This is a genomic window from Deltaproteobacteria bacterium HGW-Deltaproteobacteria-2, assembly GCA_002840505.1.
GTDB lineage: Bacteria > Desulfobacterota > Syntrophia > Syntrophales > Smithellaceae > Smithella.
In genome coordinates, this window is record PHBC01000006.1 from 123,680 (window position 1) to 146,420 (window position 22,741).

Annotated in this window: 12 protein-coding genes and 1 tRNA gene; 10 read left to right on the plus strand and 3 right to left on the minus strand. The window is 46.0% G+C overall.

Annotation, left to right across the window (positions count from 1 at the left end):
- Positions 1–141 precede the first annotated feature (141 nt).
- On the minus strand, positions 142–8,877 hold the full coding sequence (locus tag CVU62_12475) for a cyclic beta 1-2 glucan synthetase (protein ID PKN36907.1): 8,736 nt from the start codon (positions 8,875–8,877) through the stop codon (positions 142–144).
- 286 nt (positions 8,878–9,163) lie between these two features.
- Complete coding sequence (gene rpoH / locus CVU62_12480; GenBank protein PKN36908.1) at positions 9,164–10,009, minus strand: RNA polymerase sigma factor RpoH; 846 nt, start codon at positions 10,007–10,009, stop codon at positions 9,164–9,166.
- A 165-nt stretch (positions 10,010–10,174) separates the two neighbouring features.
- Between rpoH and CVU62_12485 the strand changes: the two genes are divergently transcribed.
- The 10 genes from CVU62_12485 to CVU62_12530 all read left to right on the plus strand — a co-directional run bounded on the left by CVU62_12485 (position 10,175) and on the right by CVU62_12530 (position 20,897).
- Positions 10,175–11,203: a hypothetical protein gene (locus CVU62_12485; protein ID PKN36909.1), complete on the plus strand. Its 1,029-nt coding sequence runs from the start codon at positions 10,175–10,177 to the stop codon at positions 11,201–11,203.
- Positions 11,204–11,213: 10 nt separating this feature from the next.
- Positions 11,214–13,796: an ATP-dependent chaperone ClpB gene (gene clpB, locus CVU62_12490; GenBank protein ID PKN36910.1), complete on the plus strand. Its 2,583-nt coding sequence runs from the start codon at positions 11,214–11,216 to the stop codon at positions 13,794–13,796.
- Positions 13,797–13,811: 15 nt separating this feature from the next.
- Positions 13,812–14,660, plus strand: a complete 849-nt coding sequence (locus CVU62_12495) for a protease HtpX (protein PKN36911.1) — start codon at positions 13,812–13,814, stop codon at positions 14,658–14,660.
- A gap of 39 nt (positions 14,661–14,699) precedes the next feature.
- The gene (locus CVU62_12500; GenBank protein ID PKN36912.1) at positions 14,700–15,107 is read left to right on the plus strand and encodes a DUF1844 domain-containing protein; all 408 of its coding nucleotides are present in this window, start codon (positions 14,700–14,702) and stop codon (positions 15,105–15,107) included.
- A gap of 1 nt (position 15,108) precedes the next feature.
- On the plus strand, positions 15,109–15,948 hold the full coding sequence (locus tag CVU62_12505; protein PKN36913.1) for a 4-(cytidine 5'-diphospho)-2-C-methyl-D-erythritol kinase: 840 nt from the start codon (positions 15,109–15,111) through the stop codon (positions 15,946–15,948).
- 56 nt (positions 15,949–16,004) lie between these two features.
- Positions 16,005–16,079, plus strand: a tRNA-Gln gene (locus CVU62_12510).
- Positions 16,080–16,103: 24 nt separating this feature from the next.
- Positions 16,104–17,045 (plus strand): phosphoribosylpyrophosphate synthetase, encoded by a 942-nt coding sequence (locus tag CVU62_12515; GenBank protein PKN36914.1) that lies wholly within the window; start codon positions 16,104–16,106, stop codon positions 17,043–17,045.
- Between the two features lie 9 nt (positions 17,046–17,054).
- On the plus strand, positions 17,055–17,762 hold the full coding sequence (locus tag CVU62_12520; GenBank protein ID PKN36915.1) for a 50S ribosomal protein L25: 708 nt from the start codon (positions 17,055–17,057) through the stop codon (positions 17,760–17,762).
- Between the two features lie 38 nt (positions 17,763–17,800).
- A complete protein-coding gene (locus CVU62_12525) occupies positions 17,801–18,427 on the plus strand; it encodes an aminoacyl-tRNA hydrolase (protein PKN36916.1) in 627 nt (208 codons plus the stop codon).
- A gap of 31 nt (positions 18,428–18,458) precedes the next feature.
- Positions 18,459–20,897, plus strand: coding sequence for a sodium-translocating pyrophosphatase (locus CVU62_12530; GenBank protein ID PKN36917.1), 2,439 nt, complete (start codon positions 18,459–18,461; stop codon positions 20,895–20,897).
- 166 nt (positions 20,898–21,063) lie between these two features.
- Here CVU62_12530 and CVU62_12535 read toward each other — a convergent pair whose 3' ends face one another.
- Entirely contained in the window at positions 21,064–22,731 is a 1,668-nt protein-coding gene (locus CVU62_12535) for a hypothetical protein (GenBank protein PKN36918.1), read from the minus strand.
- Between the last annotated feature and the right edge of the window lie 10 nt (positions 22,732–22,741).

A 22,741-nucleotide genomic window follows, 5' to 3' on the forward strand; every position in this document is an offset into this window, starting at 1 on the left:
CATAAATTAACATGCTTTTTTTATCATGATTTATGGATTCCCGCCTTCGTACCCGAATAACCTAATAAACTAAAGATTACGCGAGGTCATTGCGGCGTCATCTGGGACGGGAATGATAGAAAAATAAATAAGTTCTAAAAATTAGATTCTCACATCAACCTTGTGTTCTTTTCCATCATCCACAAGGAGCATTATTCCATCGCTTTGCTCCACGCCGTCAACGATCACCATCTTTTTGCTTTCTGAAATTTGCGCGCGCATGACAAAGATGTGGTAAATTGTTTTTCCATAGCGGTAATGTATATTGAAAACATCCCAATCATCAGGGATGCACGGCGTAAGACTGAGCTTGTTACCTTCACGTTTTACTCCCAGGAGCGATTCCACAATCAGCCGGTACATCCAGCCTGCCGAGCCTGTATACCATGTCCATCCGCCTCTTCCGATATGTGGCTCAAGCGCGTAAACATCTGCAGCCACAGCGTAAGGTTCCACTTTATAAGTCGCAATAGCCTCAGAAGATCTTGTGTGGTTCACCGGGTTAATCATAGTCATAATTTCCCATGCCCGCCGATTGTCTCCCAAAGCTGCAAACGCCATTGCCGCCCAAATAGCTCCGTGGGTGTATTGTCCGCCATTTTCTCTTACGCCGGGAACATATCCCTTGATGTAGCCGGGATTCAAATTGGACTTATCGAATGGCGGTTCCAGAAGCTGGACTATTCCAATGTCCCTGTGAATCAGATGCTTATTCAGCGCTTCCATGGCCAGACGCGAACGTTCGGCATCACCGGCTCCGGACAAAACCGCCCAGCTTTGGGCGATTGAATCAATCCGGCATTCGGAGTTTTTGGTCGAACCGAGAGGAGAACCGTCGTCGAAATAAGCACGCCGGTACCACAAGCCATCCCAGCCATGCTGTTCAATATTCAAGCGCAACTGTGAAGCTTCTTTTTCGCAATATTTGCCAAAAGATGTGTCGCCGCGTATGCGGGCAATTTCCGCGAATTGCATAAGGATTTTATAAAGGAAAAAACCCAGCCAGACGCTTTCGCCCTTGCCCTTTATTCCCACCATGTTCATGCTGTCGTTCCAGTCTCCGGAGCCCATTAGCGGCAATCCGTGCTCGCCGAATCGGAGTCCTCTTCTAATGGCCCTTACGCAGTGCTCATACAAGCTGGCCGTTTCCTGAGATCGGCTGTGCAGATCGTAATACGAATCCTCATCCTTGTTTACCGGACGGCCTTTAATGAAAGGAATTGATTCGTCCAGTATGTCTGTATCGCCGGTATGGGATACATAAAAACAGGTTGCAAAGGGCAGCCAGAGGTAATCGTCGGAGCATTGAGTGCGCACACCCCGTCCCAGAGGTGGATGCCACCAATGCTGGACATCTCCTTCCTTGAATTGGCGGGATGCGCAAAGAAGCAGATGCTCGCGTGTTAGATTTGAATCGGTATGAATCAGCGCCATTACATCCTGAAGCTGATCGCGGAAGCCGAAGGCGCCCCCCGACTGGTAGTTTCCGGTTCGCGCCCAAAGCCGGCAGGCCAGTGTCTGGTATGCAAGCCAGCCATTGGCCAGCACGTTGAGAGATGGGTCGGGTGTTTCCACCTGCACGGCATCAAGCGTTTGATCCCAGTATTGTCTTACGGCATCGAGAGCGTGATGTGCCGCGGATGCTTCCCCAAAACTTTGCGCGAGTTTTCGAGCGTCATCAACGTTACGTCCCAGACCGAGAGTAAAAACAATCTCTTTTTCTTCTCCATCGGCCAGATCAAATGGAATCTGAATTACGGCACAGGGATCCAATCCGGCGCCAACTTTGCCGGAGAGATGCTGACGTTTCATAGCCGCCGGATCGTGAAGTGTTCCGTTGCGTCCTAGGAATTCTGTCCGGTTGCAGGTTATGGTTCGCGTCAGCGAGTCTGTGTTGAAGAAAGCAACCCGATTGGGAAACTCAGTGTTGTAAGGGTTGCTCGCAAAAATAGCGCGGCTTTGGAGGTCAACATCGGTAATTACATGCATGGCTGTTTTCGTTCTGAGATCACCCAGAACCCATTCCACATATCCCGTAGCGGAGAGGCGACGTGATCGCCCCGTATTATTTTTTATTTTCAACACTGTGAATTTGACCGCTGCGTCCAGAGCCACGTAAACCTGTACCTCGGAGTGGATACCGCGCTCCGTATGTTCGAATACGCTGTAGCCAAAACCATGCCGGGTTATGTAAGGTGTTTCCCCGCGTCTGGACAGCGGCATAGGAGACCAAAAGTGGCCGCGTTCCTCATCGCGGAGGAAAAATATTTCTCCACTCCTGTCGCTTACCGGATCGTTGTACCAGGGTGTGAGACGGAACTCATGGGCATTCTCTGACCAGGTGTAGGACATGCCACTCTCTGAAATGACGGTGCCGAACTGAGGATTGGCCAGCACATTCACCCATGGTACCGGCGTCACATGATCCTGGACAGTAGAAATAACGTATTCGCGTCCATCAGGGGTGAATCCGCCCAGGCCATTAAAGAACATCAGATTGTGGTCAGGCAACTCGGCGACTGGCGAGGGCAGGGCACGATGGGTACGGGTCGGTATCAGGCGCGGAACGGCTGTTTTCAAACTGTCGCGCCGGTTGACCTGAGCGGCCAGTGTTCCTTTTTTATCTGTAATGATAACGTGAGCGACAGTTTGAATCAGAATGCGGTCTTCTTCCGATATCTGGTCGGTAGATCTGACGAAAATTCCGCCCAGCTGATCGTTTAAACTGGCAACAGTGCCTGAGGCAATGAGGCCCATTATCTGGTCGTGCAGAAGTTGCCGGTAACCGGCGTGATCTTCATTCCAGATTACGAGGTCAACGGCCAATCCTTTTAACCGCCAGTATACGTGTGCCTGAACCAGTTGGCGTACCAATTCGATGTTAGCCTGATCGGAAATCCTCAACAATACAATTGGTAAATCGCCGGATATGGCATAGCCCCATAAACCGGATTGCCCCCGGTGATTTTCTTTGATGATATTGGAATCGGCGCGCAGAGAGGCATTGTTGTAGATGACTGAGCTGGCAATGCGGCAGTAAAGCTGGGCGTTGGCTTCCGTAGCATTGATCTGTCTAAGAAGTACCTGACTCTGTGTCCAGGCCAGATCGAACACACGATCCGCGATCCGGCGATCCTGGTATTTCTCGACCAGAGTTAATGTTGCTTCCCTGGTTTCGCTGATTCCGAAAACCATATCAATCGTAACCGATTGCTCCGGATCAAGCGTTATTCGGGAACGTATGGCGACAATCGGATCAAGCACCGAACCCTGACTTCCCGAGAGTGTTCCAAAGAGATCGGATGGGTAACCCATTGCTTGCGGATCACTTACGGTGTTTCCGTGGCCGATAAACTGCATCCGGTCAGTCTCATACGAAATCTGCTCGATTTCCGCCCCGTGTACGGCCATCAGATGAAACATCCAGGGATTTTTCTCGTTTTCAGATCGTGGCCGGCGAGCGCAAAGAATCGCTCTGCGCTGTTCAATAATTTCGGCTTGAACAAAAAGATTGCTGAATGCCGGATGAATTGTGTCCGCGGCAGGGGGCGCCAAAACCACCTCCGCATAACTCGTGACATCAATAGTTCTTGGCGATCGCGTACGGTTTTCGATGGTGGTACGGCGCAGTTCGATATCATCTTCCGGCGAAACAACTATTTTTGTATGAACATCAAAATCATAATCCTGGCGGCGAAATTCCACACGGCCATCCGAAAAAATAGCCTCATAATGCAGGGGTTGTTTGAGAGTCGGCTGATAGGTTGTTGACCAGACATCACCGGTATTTACATCGCGGAGGTAACAGAAAGTGCCAAAGTTGTCACAGGTTGTGTCTTCTCTAAAACGAGTTACGGCCATGTCCTTCCAACGGCTGTAACCACCGCCCGCATTAGTTATCATTAAGTGATATCTACCGTTGGAAAGCAACTGTACTTCCGGAGTGGGTGTATCGGGGGTGTTAAAAACGCGTACAGGTGTCTCCACACTAACGGATTCTCTGTGTGAATCGGCGAGTTCGGTGGGGGACGTGTAAAAGGCGACGGCCTTGGGAATCCGTTCCTGTAACAATAACATGGTTGCCTGAAATAATGGTTCCGACTCAAAACGCTTCTGCATCGGCCGGCCCAGGAGCAAATAGACCAGTGCAAGCAAAGTCATCCCCTGGTGATGCGCCATGAAGGAACGAACCACAGCGTTCGATTGCCCTCGCGGCAGACGCGACGGGGTGTAGTCGATTGCTTCATAGAAACCGAATCTCCCTTCAAACCCGGCTGCGGCAAGTTTTTCCAGATTCAGGCACGCCTCTTCAGGCGCCACCATTAACGCCAGCGCTGAGGCATAGGGAGCAATGACCATATCTTCGGATAATCCGCGCTTGAGACCCAGGCCGGGTACACCGAAGGCGCGATACTGGTAGTTGAGATGGCTGTCAATGGCGTTGTAGCCCGATTCCGAAATACCCCAGGGCACAGCATGCTTCTTTCCATACTCGATATGCCTGGCCACGGCCGCCTTGTAGGTTTGATCCAAAAGAGAGTTTTCATAGGTAGGCATCACCAGAAGCGGCATGAGGTATTCGAACATGGAACCGCTCCATGATACCAGCACCGGCCCTCCGCCGGCGGTGGTCAGGAGGCGTCCCAGAGCAAACCAACTCTCCTGAGGCAGTTTACCCTGCGCGATTCCCACGAAAGTGCTAAATCTAGCTTCCGCTGCCAGTAAATCATAGAAGCTTGTATCCCGCCGCCAGTTGCCGACGTTGTATCCGATTGACAACAGATTACACGCCTTGTCAAACAGGAAGTCGTATTCAATCCGGGAGAAATCTCCGCATTGCTTGGCCAGCCCTTCAATATCCGTCATCATGATCTGGGCGCTCCGGCTGGCTTCTGTAACCAGTCTTCGAAGTTCACCAAGTTGCCTGTGCTCGTCGGAAGTTATATCCGGATTCATCTGCTTCTCAATGGCCGAGAGCAATTCCACTTCCATGTTGATTACTTTCCGCATAGTCGGTATTTCATTGAGCTCGGGCAACTTGTTAATCATGTCCGACAATGCCGGGTAAAATATCCAGGGTGTGAAAAACCGTAACTCCTCAAGGGCTTCCCAGCATTGATCGGTAAAAGCCTTTGCCCACCATCTTAATGGACTATCGGGATCACTATCGGGGACATTGACGGATGTTGCCATCTGTGCCGCTGATGTTGCCAATTGTTCGAGGTACAAGCGTACGGCCATGAGCGTGGTTGGTTCGGAATGGATTGCATATGCCAGAGTCTTTCTGATTTGAGCGAGCTGGACTACGTCAGTCTTGCCCGCCGTGCCGGCGAGTACCTCCAGCGTGTCCCGGAGGCCGGGAAATAGCTGCGATCTGATAATTTTTTGATTAGGAAGGGCGAGAAGTCCCGCCCTTAATGTCAGCAGATGTCCGGAGAGATTTCCGCTGTCCACCGAAGAAATGTAGAGGGGCAACAGCGGTTCCAGCGATTGCGTATCGTACCAGTTATAAAAATGACCTTTTTGCCGGGTCATGGAATCCATCGTGTGGAGCGCATTTGCTGTACGCTCGATGAATCGCCGCATCGTGATATAGCCTAAATCCAGGGCGGAGAGATTGGCCAACAGAGACAGTCCCATATTAGTTGGCGAGGTACGATGGGCGACAACGGCAACGGGTTGTTCCTGATAGTTGTCCGGTGGCAGCCAATTATCGTCCGGACCCACAAAGGTTTCGAAAAAGCTCCACGTTTTACGGGAAATTTTCCTCAGAAAGATGATTTGGTCGGACGTCAGCCTTACTTCATGGTAAGCGAAAGGCCGACTGAACAGGTAAGCGATCAGGGGAGAAATCAGCCAGATAACGAGAAAAGGTCCGGCCACAGTCAAAGAAGCCGGACGGGAAAAAAGGATGGCCATTGCTGTCACAGTGGCAAATATCGGGGCAAACCACATGGTCCGAACGTAGCCGGTCATGTCATTGCGCGGATTATTATTCGTGTTTTCCGACGGATTCCATTCCAGAAGCCGTTTGTGTGAAATCAGCATACGCCAGAGGGTGCGCCCAATCGCATCAATGCTAAAATAAGCCTCATAGGGCAGACAGATGAGCGTAAATACTGCCTGCATAAGATTATCGCCGGCTGCATGCATCACAGAAGTCAGATGTTGTGTCAACGTTACATTGTGCGGTTTTTGAAACAGATTCAGTGCCGACATGATTAAAGAAGGAAGCAAGATGATTCCGATGACTGAAAGTGTCCAAAACCAGGCTGGAGGCAATATAGTCCAGCCTAACGCCATAATAATGATCAAGGCAGCGGGAGTCAGGCTCCGGCGCAGGTTATCGAATATCTTCCATTGCGACAACATTGATAATGGATTTTTCTGAGTGTCTCCGCCGAGTGCTGGAACACTCGACCTGACCCACCGCGAAATCTGCCAGTCTCCGCGAATCCAGCGATGTCTGCGACTCACGTCCGCGTTGTAGCAGGATGGATATTCCTCGTATAACAGTACATCGCTTATCAATCCCGACCGGGCATAGCATCCTTCGAGAAGATCGTGACTGAGAATCTTATTTTCGGGAAGATGCCCATTGAGAGCGGACTCAACAGCGTCAATATCATAGATTCCCTTGCCGATGAATGAACCTTCACCGAAGATATCCTGATAGATATCGGAAACCGCTTTCGTGTAAGGATCAATGCCGGAATTGCTTGAGAACATGGCCGCATATAGGGAACTGTTCGTGTTGGACAGGCTTACGGACACCCTTGGTTGCAGTATGCCGTATCCCTTCCAGACAAGCTTCTTTTCTTTATCGTATTGCGCGCGATTCAGTGGATGTGCCATGTTTCCCACAAATTGCCAGGCCGCATCACGTGGCAGCTTTGTATCTGTGTCGAGAGTGATCACATACTTCACATTTCTTAATGCCGTTGTATCACCGACGATGAGCGAAAATAAATCACCAAAAATATCCTTTGTCCTGCCGCGCAGGAAGGCATTCAAATCCGTCAGCTTCCCCCGTTTTCGTTCGTAACCCATCCAAGTTTGTTCTTTGGGATTCCAGCGACGCGGGCGATGAAATAAAAAGAATATATCGCCTTTTGAATCCTTGTACTTTTCATTTAACCCTTCGATCCCTTTCCGGGCAAGCTGCAGAAGTTGCTCATCGTCCGGCAGCGTTTCTTCCTTAGCGTCCCGAAAATCGGTTAGGAGAGCGAAGCGCAGATTGTCGTCACGATTGGCCAGAAATCTTATTTCCAAAGCTTCAATTAAATTCGGGATATTTTGCGTGCTTAAAAGCATCGTTGGAACTGCAACGAGAGTGCGACATTCAGGTGGGATACCCTGAGAAAAATCCATTCGTGGCAAGGGATGGGGCGTCACCAGCAGAGTCGCCAGCCAGTTTACCAGGGCTAGAGCCAGGTGGCTCGTGCATAGAAGGGAGAGGAGTCCAATTATAGCCAATGGCCAATCCTGCAACCCATAGTTATGTGCCTTCACCAGTAAAATTCCTGTAAAGATGAAAGTCAACCCGATGATAGAGCCAATATAAATCAGCAAAGGAATTCGGCGGCTCAATTGCAAAATTGCTTCAAGTGACGATAGACGCACTTCTGCCAGACGTTCGAGTTCAGGCAAGCCCTTGTCGATCAAATAATAACCGACATGCGCCGTGCAATCATAGCTGTAATTTTTTGCACTGCATTTGCGGGCGAGGTTTATCGCTGTGCGTGCCACTTCACTTTCTGACAATCTACTTTTCTTGGCGATTTTCTCTATGACATGGCGGTAACGGTCACGGGTGGAAAAAGTCATTTTGAAGTAAATATCACGGGGATCTTCACGCAGTATCTGATCGACCTCACTCATCGTTTCGACAAACTCTTGCCAGTTCATTGTGCCCAAGAAACGAAGAGAGCCTATACTATTGCTCATGGAAACCTGATCGGCGGCTTGTTGCTGGGTTTCCAAATGTACTAATGACTTGATTGTCTGACCATACTCGGAGAGGCGCTGCTCAATCCAGGTAAGCGGTAAGGCCAGAGAAGGACTTTGCCCTTGCAAACGACGTGTAATTTCTGCAACAAACGCACCCACCATCGGTGGGTCTGATCGCGCCATATCCGCTATTTCTAAAAACAGGCTTTTCGGGTCCTTCTCGGCGACAGCTGTCATCCGATTCGCCCAAATATCGGCTAAGTTGCGATTAGTTCTATCGGTAGATATGCGAACGGCAATGCGTCGGATATTTTCGATCAATGCCAGTCGCAGCATAATAGGAATTGCCCATAATTCACCCAGTGTAAGCACGGTGACTGTCTGGTAGGCGGAGACAAATAGACTGAGAGCCTTCGAATCCACCCGCCCATCGCCATGGGAGATCATCTCCAGCGCAATATCGTACACCCGTGGGAGACCAGCTGATGGGCCATTTGCCAGATGAGGCAGTTCCCTGCTGTAAACTTTCGGCAAATGCCTTCTGGCCGTGCGAATTTGCTCTTCGATTAGATAGAAGTTATCCAGAAACCATTCTTCGGCCGGTGTAATACGATGATTGTCTTTAACTGCCGTCGTCAACAGGTTTCGAACGTCAAACAGGACATTTTCATTGTCAGCCATCCTTGTTAGCAGTTGGTTCGAAGTGCGCCCCGGACTCAACTTGTGCGCGCCGGCTATGGCTTTGCTATGCTGCTGCAACTGCTTGGCACTGAATAATTCCGATCGCAGCAGCTCATTGCCCGCGATTTTATTCCGTGAGTCTCTGCCCGGAAGGTACGCTTTCAAACGATTTAGGTATCTAAAAAAGACCTTGCTGCTCACTTCCACTTTTTACTACTCCTTATGGCGGCCGACAGATTATTAAAAAATGTTTACATTTCTCACGGGAACCTGGTTTTTTCAACACCAGACGGCAAATGTTAATGGGGCCTCCCTGCGTTTCCAGGGCAGAGTTAAAAGAATTGCTTTATATGCAATTATTATTTTGTACGTTACTGTATAAGATGGTTTAAAATGACATCTGAATCTAAACGTTGTATTTGTATCAATTTTAGAAGTATAGGTCAATAGGTTAAACAAGACTTGTGTTATATAACCTATCAGAGAATAATATTTATTTGTCGGTTTTAAAATAAGGCAACGCCAGTTGTATTTTCTTCAGCGCTTGTTTTTCAATCTGGCGTGCCCGTTCACGCGAGATATTATATTTTATTCCTATTTCCTGCAGAGTCTGAGGATCATCGGCCATTACACGGTTAAGAATAATATAACTTTCTCTTTCGTTGAGCTTAGCCAGCGCTCCGGCTATATCGCGGCGCACCAGACTCTTTTCTTCGTCTTTAATTAAAGACACTTCCTGATCGTCACCTTCGTATGTGAGAAAATCGATATGCGCGTTATCGCCTTCATCCTTGATAAATTCATTCAGTGAAACGTCCCGTGAACCCATGCGCACGTCCATTTCGGCCACCTCGGAATTTTTAACGCCTAATGATGTAGCGATTTCGCTAAACTCCGGATTTTTTTTCGAAAGCGTCTCCAGCTCTTTTTTAGTTTGATTTAATTTGAAAAAAAGTTTTCTCTGCGCTTGTGTCGTACCGATTTTGACAATACTCCATGATTTAATCAGGTAATTCTGGATGTAAGCTCGAATCCACCACACTGCATAAGAAATCAATCTGTAGCCTTTGTAAGGGTCGAATTTTTTCACAGCGTGAATAAGGCCGACATTGCCTTCCTGAATTAAATCAGCAAGCTTAAAACCGTAACTGCGATATTCATGGGCTATCTTGACTACAAAACGCAAATTCGAAACAATCAGCTTTTCGGCGGCTTCCACATTGCCATATTTTTTCAATTGTACAGCAAGCTTGAATTCCTCTTCCGCGGTTAAAAGAGGAAAGCGATTAATTTCGCCTATATATAAATCAAGAGTGCCGGTTAGTACGGGTAGCTTCAACGATCAGATCTCCAATTAATTTATCCAACTCTAAATTCTATCCAACTATAATTCGCCGGTCAAGATTTCTTTTTTCAGAAATGTGACACAAGTTGAATTATCCCGCCGCGGGCGGAGGACATCGCAGATATCCGTGGTATCTCCTGAGCGAAGCGAACAGGGATTATGGGATACAATGAAAACAAGCAAAACGGGACTGAAAACATCGTGGTATCCCTCAAAAAAAAACGCATGGAAATTAGTGATTTTTTGACGGATCCCTCCTTGACAGAGGCCATATTTGTGCTTATTCTAAGGAAAATTAAAAGCAAGGTGAAATTAATGAAATCAATAAATAAAACGATGATAGAACATGCCGTTAAAATAGCTCATGAAATAAAAGCCAACGCTCTTCTTGTGTGTGTTGATGTCATCAATGATACCAGCCTGATAATGGATGAAATAAAAAAAGACATGGGTTTTATTATTGTTTCCCGTGAGGATGAAGTGGTATCTGACGATATGAAGAAGAACGCTCAAATATTATATATTCCCAATGTTAATTTGACCCGTGTGGGAAAGATTAAAATTGCCATTGCCAAGGGAATAGTTCTAGGGATTCTGAAAAGAGGGGATAAAGTGGTATGTTTAAGCGGCGTACCAAAATTCGGTTATGCCGACAGCATTTTTGTTCTTGATGTGGGAAAAGAGTTCGAGATTTTAACATCTGATTTTATCAATGATGTAATTGAAAATGTTCATCCGGAAGTTTTCAATGCGGCTCTTAATCTCGCCTGTGAACTGGCCGCTCAGGGCAGAGAAAGCAGAAAAGTGGGAACGATATTTGTTCTGGGAGATGATGAAAAGGTCATGCAGCTTTCCCAGCAAATGATTATCAACCCGTTTCAGGGATATTCGGAAGAGCAGCTTAATATTCTGAATCCGGAACTTGAAGAAACGATCAAAGAATTATCAGCGATTGACGGTGCATTTGTTATTAAAGAAAATGGTGTATTGGTGACCGCCGGAAGACATCTTAACGCGGCACTGGACAGCCGTGATTTTCCTGCAGGCCTTGGTAGCAGACACATTGCCGCAGCCGGTATTACGAGTGTGACGAAAGCTGTCGCCATAGTAATTTCCGAATCTTCAGGAAACGTAACTGTTTTCAAGAACGGTAAACTTTTTGTGACCATTGAAAAACCGATAGAATAGAGAGGGGTCTATGCGTTTTGACAAATTTACCTTAAAAGTTCAGGAAGCTCTTCAGGAAGCTCAATCGCAGGCCGGCTCTATGGGACATCAATCAATTGAGCCGGAACACCTTCTTGTTTGTTTTTTAAGGCAGGATGACGGCATCGCCGGTGCCATCATCAACAAACTTAACGCTTCACCTCAAAAGATTGAAAAGGAACTGGACAATTATCTGAAAAAACAGCCGAGTGTTCAGGGCGGGGGCGAAGTTTATCTGGGGGGCAGGCTCAATAAAATATTCGATAAGGCAATGACCGAAGCGGCGCAACTCAAGGATGAGTATGTGAGCGCAGAGCATGTGATTATTGCCATTGCAGAAGAAAAAGAAGGTCAGGCTGGCAAAATACTGCGTCAGGCAGGAGTGACCAAAGAGAATATTTTCAAGGTTCTGGTAGATATCCGTGGCAATCAGCGTGTGACCGATCCGAATCCGGAAGGCAAATATCAGGCGCTTGAACGCTATGCCAGGGATTTCAATGAGCTGGCGAAGAAAGGTTTATTTGATCCGGTTATCGGACGCGATGAGGAAATACGCCGGATAATGCAGGTGCTTTCCCGGCGCACAAAAAACAATCCGGTGCTCATCGGCGAACCTGGTGTCGGCAAAACGGCCATTGTAGAAGGTCTGGCACAGCGAATCGTTAATGGCGATGTACCGGAAAACTTAAAAAATAAACGCGTCATCGGACTGGATATTGGCGCGCTGGTGGCCGGTGCAAAATACCGCGGTGAGTTTGAGGAACGTCTTAAAGCTGTGTTGAAGGAAGTGGTCAGCGCCGCAGGCGAGATTATTCTTTTTATTGACGAAATCCATACTGTTGTAGGAGCAGGTGCGGCGGAAGGTTCGATGGATGCCTCCAACATGCTCAAACCTGCGCTGGCGAGAGGAGAACTGCGCTGTGTGGGCGCGACAACGCTTAACGAATATCGTAAATACATTGAAAAAGACGCCGCTCTGGAGCGACGTTTCCAGCCGGTTTTAGTCAAGGAACCGACGGTAGAGGATACAATCGCCATATTGCGCGGACTGAAAGAACGCTACGAAGTTCATCATCGAGTGCGTATAAAAGATTCAGCAATAGTTGCCGCTGCCACGCTTTCGCAACGCTACATAACCGATCGCTTTCTGCCGGATAAGGCCGTTGACCTGATTGATGAAGCGGCATCCCGTTTAAAGATAGAACTGGACAGCAAACCTTCGGAAATTGACGCTATTGATAGAAAAATAATACAGTTGGAAATAGAGAAGCAGTCGCTGAAAAAGGAAACGGATAAAACCGCCAAAGAACGCCGCGACAAAATTGAAAAAGAACTGGCCGAGTTGAAATCCAACGTGGCCCAGATGAAGACGCGCTGGTCAACCGAAAAAGATATAATCAATAAAATCCAAAATACTAAAAAACAGATTGAGGATTTGAAATTAGAAGAGACCAAAGCTCAGCGAGAGGGGAATCTCGAGAAGGCTGCAGAAATCCGTTACGGCAAATTGGTTGCCTTGGATAAAGAGCTTCAGAAAGATCAAAACAAACTGGAGGATATTCAAAAGAACAATCAGATGCTCAAGGAAGAGGTGGATGCCGAAGACGTGGCCGAAGTTGTTTCTAACTGGACGGGCATACCATTATCAAGAATGATGGAAAGTGACGTGCAAAAGCTGATTCATATGGAAGAACGGCTCAAAATGCGCGTTATTGGTCAGGAAGAAGGCATTGCCGCAGTGTCTGCTGCTCTGCGCCGTGCACGCTCCGGCCTGCAGGATCCTAATCGCCCCATCGGCTCTTTTATTTTTTTGGGACCCACGGGTGTCGGTAAAACCGAACTGGCACGCGCTTTGGCGGAATTCATGTTCGACAATGAGCAGGCGATGATTCGCATAGATATGTCGGAATATATGGAAAAGCACGCGGTAGCCCGTCTGATCGGTGCTCCGCCCGGTTATGTCGGGTATGATGAAGGCGGTCATCTGACTGAGGCTGTGAGGCGGAAACCTTATAGTGTCCTTCTTTTCGATGAAATAGAAAAAGCGCATCCCGATGTGTTCAATATTTTGTTACAGATACTTGATGACGGACGTTTGACCGACGGACATGGACGGACGGTAGACTTTAAAAATACCGTGGTGATCATGACATCCAACGTGGGCAGTCAGTGGATTCAGGATCCGTCGCTCACTGATGAGGAAAAGAAAAACCGTTCGATGGAAGTTTTGCGGGCGACGTTCAAACCAGAATTCTTAAACAGAATAGACGACACCATTATGTTCTCTGCGCTGAATCTGGAGGATATTTATAAGATTGTTGATATTCAGATTGCTCTTATTGATAAACGTCTCAACGAGCGCAAATTAAGCCTTGAATTGACAGAAGAGGCAAAAAAATATATAGCCGAACAGGGTTACAGCCCGGTTTACGGTGCACGGCCACTGAAGCGTTCGTTGCAGAAACTCATTCTGGATCCGCTGGCTATAGAACTTCTGGCCGGCAAATATTCCGAAGGCGATAAAATTGCGGCAGGTTTATCTAAAAAAGGTGAAATAACTTTAACCAAGAAATAGTGGAGGATAGAAGTAGTGGGCAATTCGATAAAAACCGTTCTTTTACTGGGAGCGTTAACAGGATTATTGATGTTTATAGGAGGCCTTGTCGGCGGAAGGGGTGGCGTTTATATCGCTTTCATTTTTGCTTTAATTTTGAATTTCGGCAGTTACTGGTTTTCCGATAAAATTGTTTTGAAAATGTATAAAGCGCAGGAAGTTTCCGAAAGTTCAGCGCCTGATCTTTACAATATTGTTCGCAACCTGGCTTTAAAAGCCAACTTGCCGATGCCGCGGGTTTATATTGTTCCCGGTGAAACAGCCAATGCCTTTGCAACCGGACGCAACGCAGAACACGCGGTTGTTGCCGTGACTGAAGGAATAATGCGGATTGTGAACAAAGAAGAACTGGAAGGCGTAATTGCCCATGAACTTTCTCACATAAAAAATGGCGACATGCTTATTTCTTCAATTGCCGCTACCATAGCCGGAGCTATTGGAATGCTGGCCAGTATGGCTCAGTGGGCGGCCATTTTTGGCGGTGGTCGCAGCGATGATGATGATCACGGTGGAATAATAGGTTTGATAGCAATGGCTATTTTTGCTCCTTTGGCCGCAACCGTTATTCAAATGACCATTTCCCGCTCCCGCGAATATTTGGCCGATGCCAGCGGCGCAAATATAACTAAAAATCCTTATGGATTGGCTTCCGCTCTGGAAAAACTGTCCAAAGCTTCACAGGCTATTCCGATGGAGGCCAATCCATCAACGGCGCATATGTTTATTGTCAATCCACTGACGGGAAAATCGCTGATGAATCTTTTCAGTACGCACCCTCCGATGGAGGAAAGAGTTGCCCGTCTAAGAAGCATGAAACCATATTAAAAAATAAATTTTCCGCACTGCGGCAAGGAGAAAAATTATATGGAAGAAGAAAAGAAGGAATCGGGATTTGTAGTGAAGGATAAACGTATTTTTGATGAATCGGGCAAAGAGCGTCCACAAGAAGAGAAAGTCTCTACCGCTGCCGAAGAGAAGTCTAAAATCAGGGAAGCTTCGCCAAATGAGCCAAAACAGGAACACGATTATCCACAGGTTACCTTCACTAATTTTGTCTTGTCTCTAAGCACTACGGTTCTTTTTCATTTTGGAGATTTCCCCGAGTATGAAGGGGGAAAGACAGAAAAAAACTTGCCGGCGGCAAAACAAACTATTGATATTCTGGATATGATCAACGAAAAAACCAAAGGAAATCTTGACGAGAACGAGGGAAAATTAATCCAGGGAGTTCTCTACGAACTGAAGATGCGCTACGTTAAAGAAAAGGTTTGAAATGCACTGGATTGCACCGGCGAAAATAAATATTTTCCTGCGGGTATTAAATAAACGCGCCGATGGTTACCACAATATATTTTCTCTGATGCAGAAGGTCACTCTTTGTGATGAGTTGGTTTTCTCTCCTCGTCCGAAGGGCATTATTCTTAATTGCTCCGGAATTAATTTACCGACGAACAATGAAAATCTGGTGGTTTGTGCCGCCAGGGCTATCTTTGATTACTGTAAATACTCCGGTGGAATGGAGATTACTCTTCATAAAAAAATACCTGTGACCGCTGGTCTGGGTGGAGGAAGCTCCGATGCCGCGACAACATTGATGGCTTTAAATAAAATATGTTCCCTTAAGTTAAGAAAAAATGAACTCATCAAAATTGGAGCGAAAATAGGGGCGGATGTTCCATTTTTTATCTTTGGAAACGAGGCCTTAGCTTCAGGAATAGGTGATAAACTCAAACACTTACGAAACCTACCAAAATTGGACATTATCCTCGTTAAACCCCCTCTCGAGCTTTCTACAAAAATGGTTTATGAAAACCTCAATTTAAGATTGACAAGGGGGAAAAATAATTATAGCATTCCGCGAATTTTGGATCTGAGCGACATAGTTCATGTATTGCATAATGACTTGGAGTCAGTTTCGTTGCAGATTTACCCGGAATTGGCTGATTTAAAGAAAGTGTTGCTCAGGCACGGTGCGCTTGGCGCATTGATGTCGGGTAGCGGACCAACAGTCTTTGGTATATTTAGGAATGGAAAAGAGGCAAAACAAGCCCTGGAAGTTATAGAGAAAGAATTATCCGATCAATATCTGCTCTTTCTTGCCAAGTCTTTGTAATTGTTGCATCTTCCGCCTAAGATTGTAAACGATACCCTTCATTAAAACAAGTAAATTGGGGCGTCGTCAAGCGGTAAGACACAGGATTTTGGTTCCTGCATTCGGAGGTTCGAATCCTCCCGCCCCAGCCAGTAAAATTGCGGAGATTTATTTAAATGTTAGAAAAAATTAGGGTTTTTTCCGGAAATGCAAATATCGAGCTGGCTGAAAAAATTTGTGATAAATTAGGATTTCATCTCGGAAAAGCCAATGTAACTACTTTCAGCGACGGGGAAACACGCGTTGAAATTAATGAAAATGTAAGAGGCATGGATGTTTTTATCATCCAGTCCACTTGTCCTCCTGTAAATGTAACTTTGATGGAATTGCTCATTATGATTGACGCGATGAAAAGAGCGTCAGCTGACAGGATTACAGCGGTTGTCCCTTATTATGGATATGCCAGGCAGGACCGGAAAGTCGCTCCCCGTGCTCCTATTACGGCAAAATTGGTAGCGGATTTAATTACCACCGCTGGTGCCAATCGTCTTTTATCTATGGATTTGCATGCCGGTCAGATTCAGGGGTTTTTCAATATTCCCGTGGATAATCTTTTCGCGAAGCCTGTATTGCTGGACTATATGAAAAAAAATTACATGGACAACACGGTTGTTGTTTCTCCGGATACAGGCGGTGTGGAGCGTGCCAGATCTTTCGGAAAAAAGCTGGGAGCAAGTCTCGCTATCATTGATAAAAGAAGAGAAGGCCCCAACGAAGCCGAGGTGATGAATATTATCGGCAATGTTCAGGGCAAAAGAGTAATTATTCTTGATGATATGATTGATACAGCCGGCACGGTAGTTCAGGCCTCAAGTGCCATGAAAGCAGCAGGCGCTTTGGAAGTTTCCGTTTGCTGTACACACCCTGTTTTATCCGGACCGGCGCTGGATCGAATTGAAAAATCCGAAATTAAAGAAGTTCTTGTGACCGATACTATACCGCTCAGCGACCGGGCTAAAAAATGTGAAAAAATAAAAGTATTGTCGGTATCCGGTATTTTAAGTGAAGCCGTACGTCGCATTTATTATAACGATTCCGTAAGCTCATTATTTATATAGGAGGAACAAATGGAGGTAACAGATTTAGCGGCTCAAGTCCGTAAAGAACAAAAGAAAGGACCGGCTCGCCGTTTGCGGCAAAATGGGTTTGTCCCGGCGGTTTTTTATGGACGCTCCGCCGAAAATATTTTGCTGGCGATAAAGAATGATGAACTGGCCAAACTGTATAAAGATAAAAAGAACCATGCCTTTATTAAGTTGATTATTGATGACGGTGGTAACAAAAAGATAGAAAAACTATCATTGATTAAAGAGCTGCAGGTTCAACCTTTGACGGGGAAATTTTACCATGCTGACTTTTATGAAGTAGATATAAAACGCAAGATTAGCATGGAAGTATCCTTGCGATTTGTCGGTAAGGCTATTGGTGTGGAAAATGGAGGTGAATTGCAGCATATAAGACGTGAAGTAAAAGTTTCTTGCCTGCCATTGAATCTTCCTGATCATATTGACGTAGATGTAACCAATCTCGATATCGGTGATTCTATAAAAATCAGAGATTTGAAGATTGGCGAAGGAATAACCATTTTGGATCGTCCTGATAGTGCAGTGGCAGCAGTTCAGGTAGTTAAAGTTGTCAAGGAGGCTGCAAAAGAAGAAGCTGCAACTGAGGAAGGAGCCGCAGCGGCTGAAGGTGAAACCACGACAGCAGCAGGTACTGCAGCTCCGGCAGAAAAGGGGAAAGCAGCTCCAGCAGAAAAAGAAAAGGGGAAATAACTCTTTTATAGATAGCTGTAGTATTTGGATAATGGAATGTGCTTCCTTTGAATTTAACGAAAATATTTTTTTGGCGCAGCAATGAAAGGGAGCAGGCCTTGCACTTGATAGTTGGTTTGGGAAATCCAGGTAATCGCTATAAGCTTACAAGGCATAACATCGGTTTTATGGTTTTGGAAAAACTGGCTACCCGATGGGAAGTGGATTTAAAACATAAAAGTTTTGATGCTCTTTGGAATAGAGGTAAAATTGCCGGTAAAAATGTGATTTTGGCAATGCCTCAAACATACATGAACTTAAGTGGTAATGCGGTAAGAAGACTACTGGCCTACTTTAAAGGGGATGTGAATGAGTTAATCGTAATTCACGATGATCTTGATTTACCTTTTGGCACGGTTCGTCTCAAGACTGGTGGCGGAAATGCCGGTCATAAAGGTTTAATATCTATCGCTACATGCCTCGGATCTGTTGATTTTATGCGGGTAAGACTGGGTATAGGCAAACCTGCCGATAAATCCCGTATTGAAAGTTATGTTTTGGAGAAATTTGAAACTGAAGATTCAGAGTTGCTGGAATCAATTATTCAATTAGCTGCTGAAGCAGCTGCTGATATTGTTACATCAGGTATGCAGCAAGCTATGGCTAAATACCATGTAAAAATATAAAATATAAGTAATTAAAAAAGGAGGATGGATAATGTTACAAAACAAAAGAAGTATCAGTACATTTTTACTGAGCACTTTAATGTTCCTGCTCATGGCTGGTGCCGCATTTGCCGGTGAAGCTGACATTAAATTGCCGGATCTGACGCAAGTCAGCTTTTTAGGTGGTGCCCTTGCCGGGTTGACCATTCTTAATGCCGGATTAATCATCTGCTTAATCGGGATGGCTTTCGGCATCATGCAGTATGTGCAAACCAAGAATTTGCCCGCGCACAAAGCAATGCTGGATGTTTCCCAGACAATTTGGGAAACCTGCAAAACCTATTTGTTCCAACAGGGTAAATTTCTCATCGCATTATGGATCCTGATCGCCATTTGTATCGTTTACTACTTTGGCGCACTCCAGGGGAAAATAGTTTCGGACATCATCATAATTCTTGTCTGTTCGATTTTAGGTATTTTGGGTTCTTATTCTGTCGCCTGGTTCGGTATACGTATCAACACAGTGGCTAACTCCCGCGCTGCTTTTGCATCACTCAGCGGCAAGCCCTTGAACATAGTAAATATTTGTCTGCGTTCCGGTATGAGCGTTGGACTTTTGCTGGTCAGCATCGAACTGTTCTTCATGATCATCATCCTGGCCTACATTCCGAAAGAGTTAGCCGGTCCTTCCTTTATCGGTTTTGCCATCGGTGAATCTCTGGGCGCTTCCGCTCTGCGTATCTGCGGTGGTATCTTCACGAAGATTGCCGATATCGGTTCCGACTTGATGAAAATCGTTTTCCATCTGCCGGAAGACGATCCCAAAAATCCTGGTGTTATCGCTGACTGTACCGGTGACAATGCTGGTGACAGCGTTGGCCCCACGGCGGATGGCTTTGAAACATACGGTGTTACCGGCGTTGCCTTGATCGCCTTTTTGGCTTTGGCTCTGGCCAGCAATCCTGAAATGGGCGGCAAGTTGATTGTCTGGATTTTTGCTATGAGAATCCTCATGATCCTGACCTCTCTTGCTTCGTATTTTGTTAATGATATTATCAGCAAGGCAGTTTTTGGCGGCACAAAAGCATTTAACTTTGAACATCCCTTAACCAATCTGGTTTGGATTACATCCATTGTTTCCATCGCGGTTACTTTCATCGCTAGCTATTATCTGCTTGGCGACCTCACCGAACCTTATTTGGGATTGTGGTGGGCACTTTCGGCCATCATCAGCTGCGGAACCATAGCCGGGGCAGTTATTCCGGAATTTACCAAAGTATTTACCAGCACAAGTTCACGTCACTGCGAAGAAGTTGTCAATGCTTCCAAGCAGGGTGGTGCCTCTTTAAATATTCTTTCCGGTCTGGTTGCCGGTAACTTCTCTGCTTTCTGGGAAGGTCTCACCATCATGGTTCTGATGCTGATTGCCTATTTGATATCCCAGAATCCGGCTGTTACAGCTTTGATGCCTCCGGCATTTACTTTTGCCGCTCCGGTTTTTGCCTTTGGTCTGGTCGCTTTCGGTTTCCTGGGCATGGGTCCGGTAACCATCGCGGTGGACAGCTTTGGACCTGTATCCGACAATGCGCAGTCCATTTACGAATTGTCCTTGATTGAATCACGTCCCGACGTAAAAGAAATTGTGAAAAAAGAATATGGCATTGCACCTGATTTTGAAGCTGCCAAGCACTGCCTCGAGTCTGCTGACGGCGCGGGCAATACTTTTAAAGCGACAGCTAAGCCCGTGTTGATCGGGACCGCCGTTGTCGGAGCCACCACAATGGTTTTTGGTATCATCATTCTGCTCGAAGGTCTCTTCGGTAATGTTGTTGCCAGACTGTCCCTGGTTCAGCCGGAAATCATTATGGGCTTGATCATGGGCGGCGCGGTCATTTACTGGTTTACCGGCGCTTCTATTCAGGCGGTTGTCACCGGCTCTTATGAGGCGGTTGTATACATTAAAAAGAATATCAAATTAGACAAAAAAGAAGCATCGATTGAAGACTCCAAGAAAGTCGTTCAGATTTGTACCCAGTATGCTCAGAAGGGTATGATCAATATCTTCATCGTGATCTTCTTCATGTGCCTGGCGCTGGCTTTCTTTAACCCCTACTTCTTCATCGGTTACCTGATCGGCATCGCCTTCTTCGGTCTGTTCCAGGCAATCTTCATGGCCAATGCCGGCGGTTGCTGGGATAATGGCAAGAAGATCGTTGAAGTTGATCTGAAGATGAAAAACACTCCGCTGCATGAAGCCAGCGTTGTCGGCGACACAGTCGGCGACCCTTTCAAAGATACCTCTTCAGTGTCTCTGAACCCGGTTATTAAATTCACGACCCTGTTCGGATTGCTGGCAACGGAAATCGCCGTTACCATGACTAATCAGAATTTAAAGACTGGTCTGGCCGTAGCCTTCTTCCTCATCGCGTTGATTTTCGTATATCGTTCATTCTACAGTATGCGGATTTCTGAAGAAAAGCTTGACGGATAAGCTTTAAATATTTCACATTATCATTAAAAAGCGCCTCAATTTGAGGCGCTTTTTTTGTGTGATAAATGTAAAGACAACTTACAATGGCACCGTTATACTTAGAGGTAAAAGTAACTTGCCATAGTCATTCAAAGCAGAATTTGCGATTTGACAGTAAAAGAAATTTTTAAAAATTGTCATTCTTGATTTCGTGAAGATTTTTCAGGGATAAGTTGATGCCCTGAATGGCCCCGCTATGGTCCGGATTTTCCTGAATGGCTTTTTGAAAGTATTCGATTGCTTTCCCGGAATTGCCGCTCTGATAAAAAACTATACCAAGATTATAGTAAGTATCGGCTAGGTGTGGATTAACTTTCAAAGCTGCCAGGAAATGTTGAACTCCTTCATCTGTTTTACCGATTCGTGACAAAAGTGTTCCCAGGTTGTTGTGAGCTACACAACTTGCGGGATTTAATCGCAGGACTTCTTTATAATGCATGATAGCGCCGGCAATGTCTCCCTTTTTCTTAAGCGAGATAGCTAAATCACAGTGTGCAACATAGTTATCCGGATTGATCTCCAAAGCATGTTTGCAAAGGCTTTCACTGTTTTTCCATAAACCGATCTGGTCATAGGTTCTTACTGAAAGCAGGATAAGAACAACGGCAAACGACATCCAGAGAGTTGTCTTGCGCAACCGCCATCGCTCTATCATATCAGTCAAACCCCACACAATCATGATAAATATTCCGATAAGAGGGATGTAAGTATATCTGTCCGCCATGGATTGCCCGCCAATCTGCACTATTCCGATTACGGGGATCAGGGTACCCAGATACCAGAACCATCCCACGGCAAGATAAGGGAACCTCTTAACCACTGCCAAAACTGAAAATGAGATCAGGCAAAGTATCGTTGCGCACAGAACAGTCCAAAGAGGGTGAATGGTATAAAATGGATAAAATACAGTTAAATCGAATGGCCATATGGTTTTTCCCAGATAGATCACGTAAGAGTTTATGGCATTTGAGATCCGTGTAATCAAGGTAAGATCAAGAGATCTCATTGCTCCCCTCTGGGCATAGAGCGTTATGCCACACGATATTAATGCCAGCAGAAAGAGCGGTATTTTTTCGATGACAGGTCTGGTCAATCCCGTTCGCTGTGCTTTTGAAAGGACAGAATTACCGGTGATTTTCTTAAGAGTTGATTCTTCCTGCAATACCCTCCATCGTTTTAATGGCCAGAAATCCAGAAGGAGAAGTGCAAAGGGCAATGTCACCAACATGGATTTAGAAAGAAGCCCGAAGATATAGCAAAGCACCATGAGGAAGTACACCTTTACTGATTTATGCCGCACATACCGGACATAGCCTGCCATGGTAAGCATCCAGAAGAAAGTGCTTAGTACGTCCTTGCGTTCGGCAATCCAGGCCACCGATTCCACGTGGAGGGGATGAACGGCGAAAAGGGCAGCTACGGCAGTACTTTTCCACAGTGCCCCAGTCATCTGCTGCATAATGAAAAACAGGAGCAGGGCGTTTAATGTGTGGAAAATTACGTTTACCAGATGGTGCATACCCGGGTTCATTCCGAAGAGTTCCCAATCGAGCATGTGGGAGATCCATGTCAAAGGATGCCAGTTGCAGGCCTGTATGGTTGTGAATGCTTCCACGATTCCCTGTGCGGTTATTCCCTGTTTCACAAGGTCATTATCAGTAATGTATGCAACATCATCAAGATTGATAAAATCATGATCGGTTACTTGCCAGTAGATGCTGATGATTAGTGTTATTAGAAGGACAACAATGAACACATTTTTATACAAAAAGTTTTTGTGTTTCGGAATGTTCATCAAATATAGT

Excerpts from the sequence above, each read along its gene's own strand:
- CVU62_12485 (PKN36909.1), top strand. The coding sequence starts at position 10,175 with ATGGGATACAATGAAAACAAGCAAAACGGGACTGAAAACATCGTGGTA.
- clpB (PKN36910.1), top strand. The coding sequence starts at position 11,214 with ATGCGTTTTGACAAATTTACCTTAAAAGTTCAGGAAGCTCTTCAGGAA.
- CVU62_12500 (PKN36912.1), top strand. The coding sequence starts at position 14,700 with ATGGAAGAAGAAAAGAAGGAATCGGGATTTGTAGTGAAGGATAAACGT.
- CVU62_12505 (PKN36913.1), top strand. The coding sequence starts at position 15,109 with ATGCACTGGATTGCACCGGCGAAAATAAATATTTTCCTGCGGGTATTA.
- CVU62_12515 (PKN36914.1), top strand. The coding sequence starts at position 16,104 with ATGTTAGAAAAAATTAGGGTTTTTTCCGGAAATGCAAATATCGAGCTG.
- CVU62_12520 (PKN36915.1), top strand. The coding sequence starts at position 17,055 with ATGGAGGTAACAGATTTAGCGGCTCAAGTCCGTAAAGAACAAAAGAAA.
- CVU62_12530 (PKN36917.1), top strand. The coding sequence starts at position 18,459 with ATGTTACAAAACAAAAGAAGTATCAGTACATTTTTACTGAGCACTTTA.
- CVU62_12535 (PKN36918.1), bottom strand. The coding sequence starts at position 22,731 with ATGAACATTCCGAAACACAAAAACTTTTTGTATAAAAATGTGTTCATT.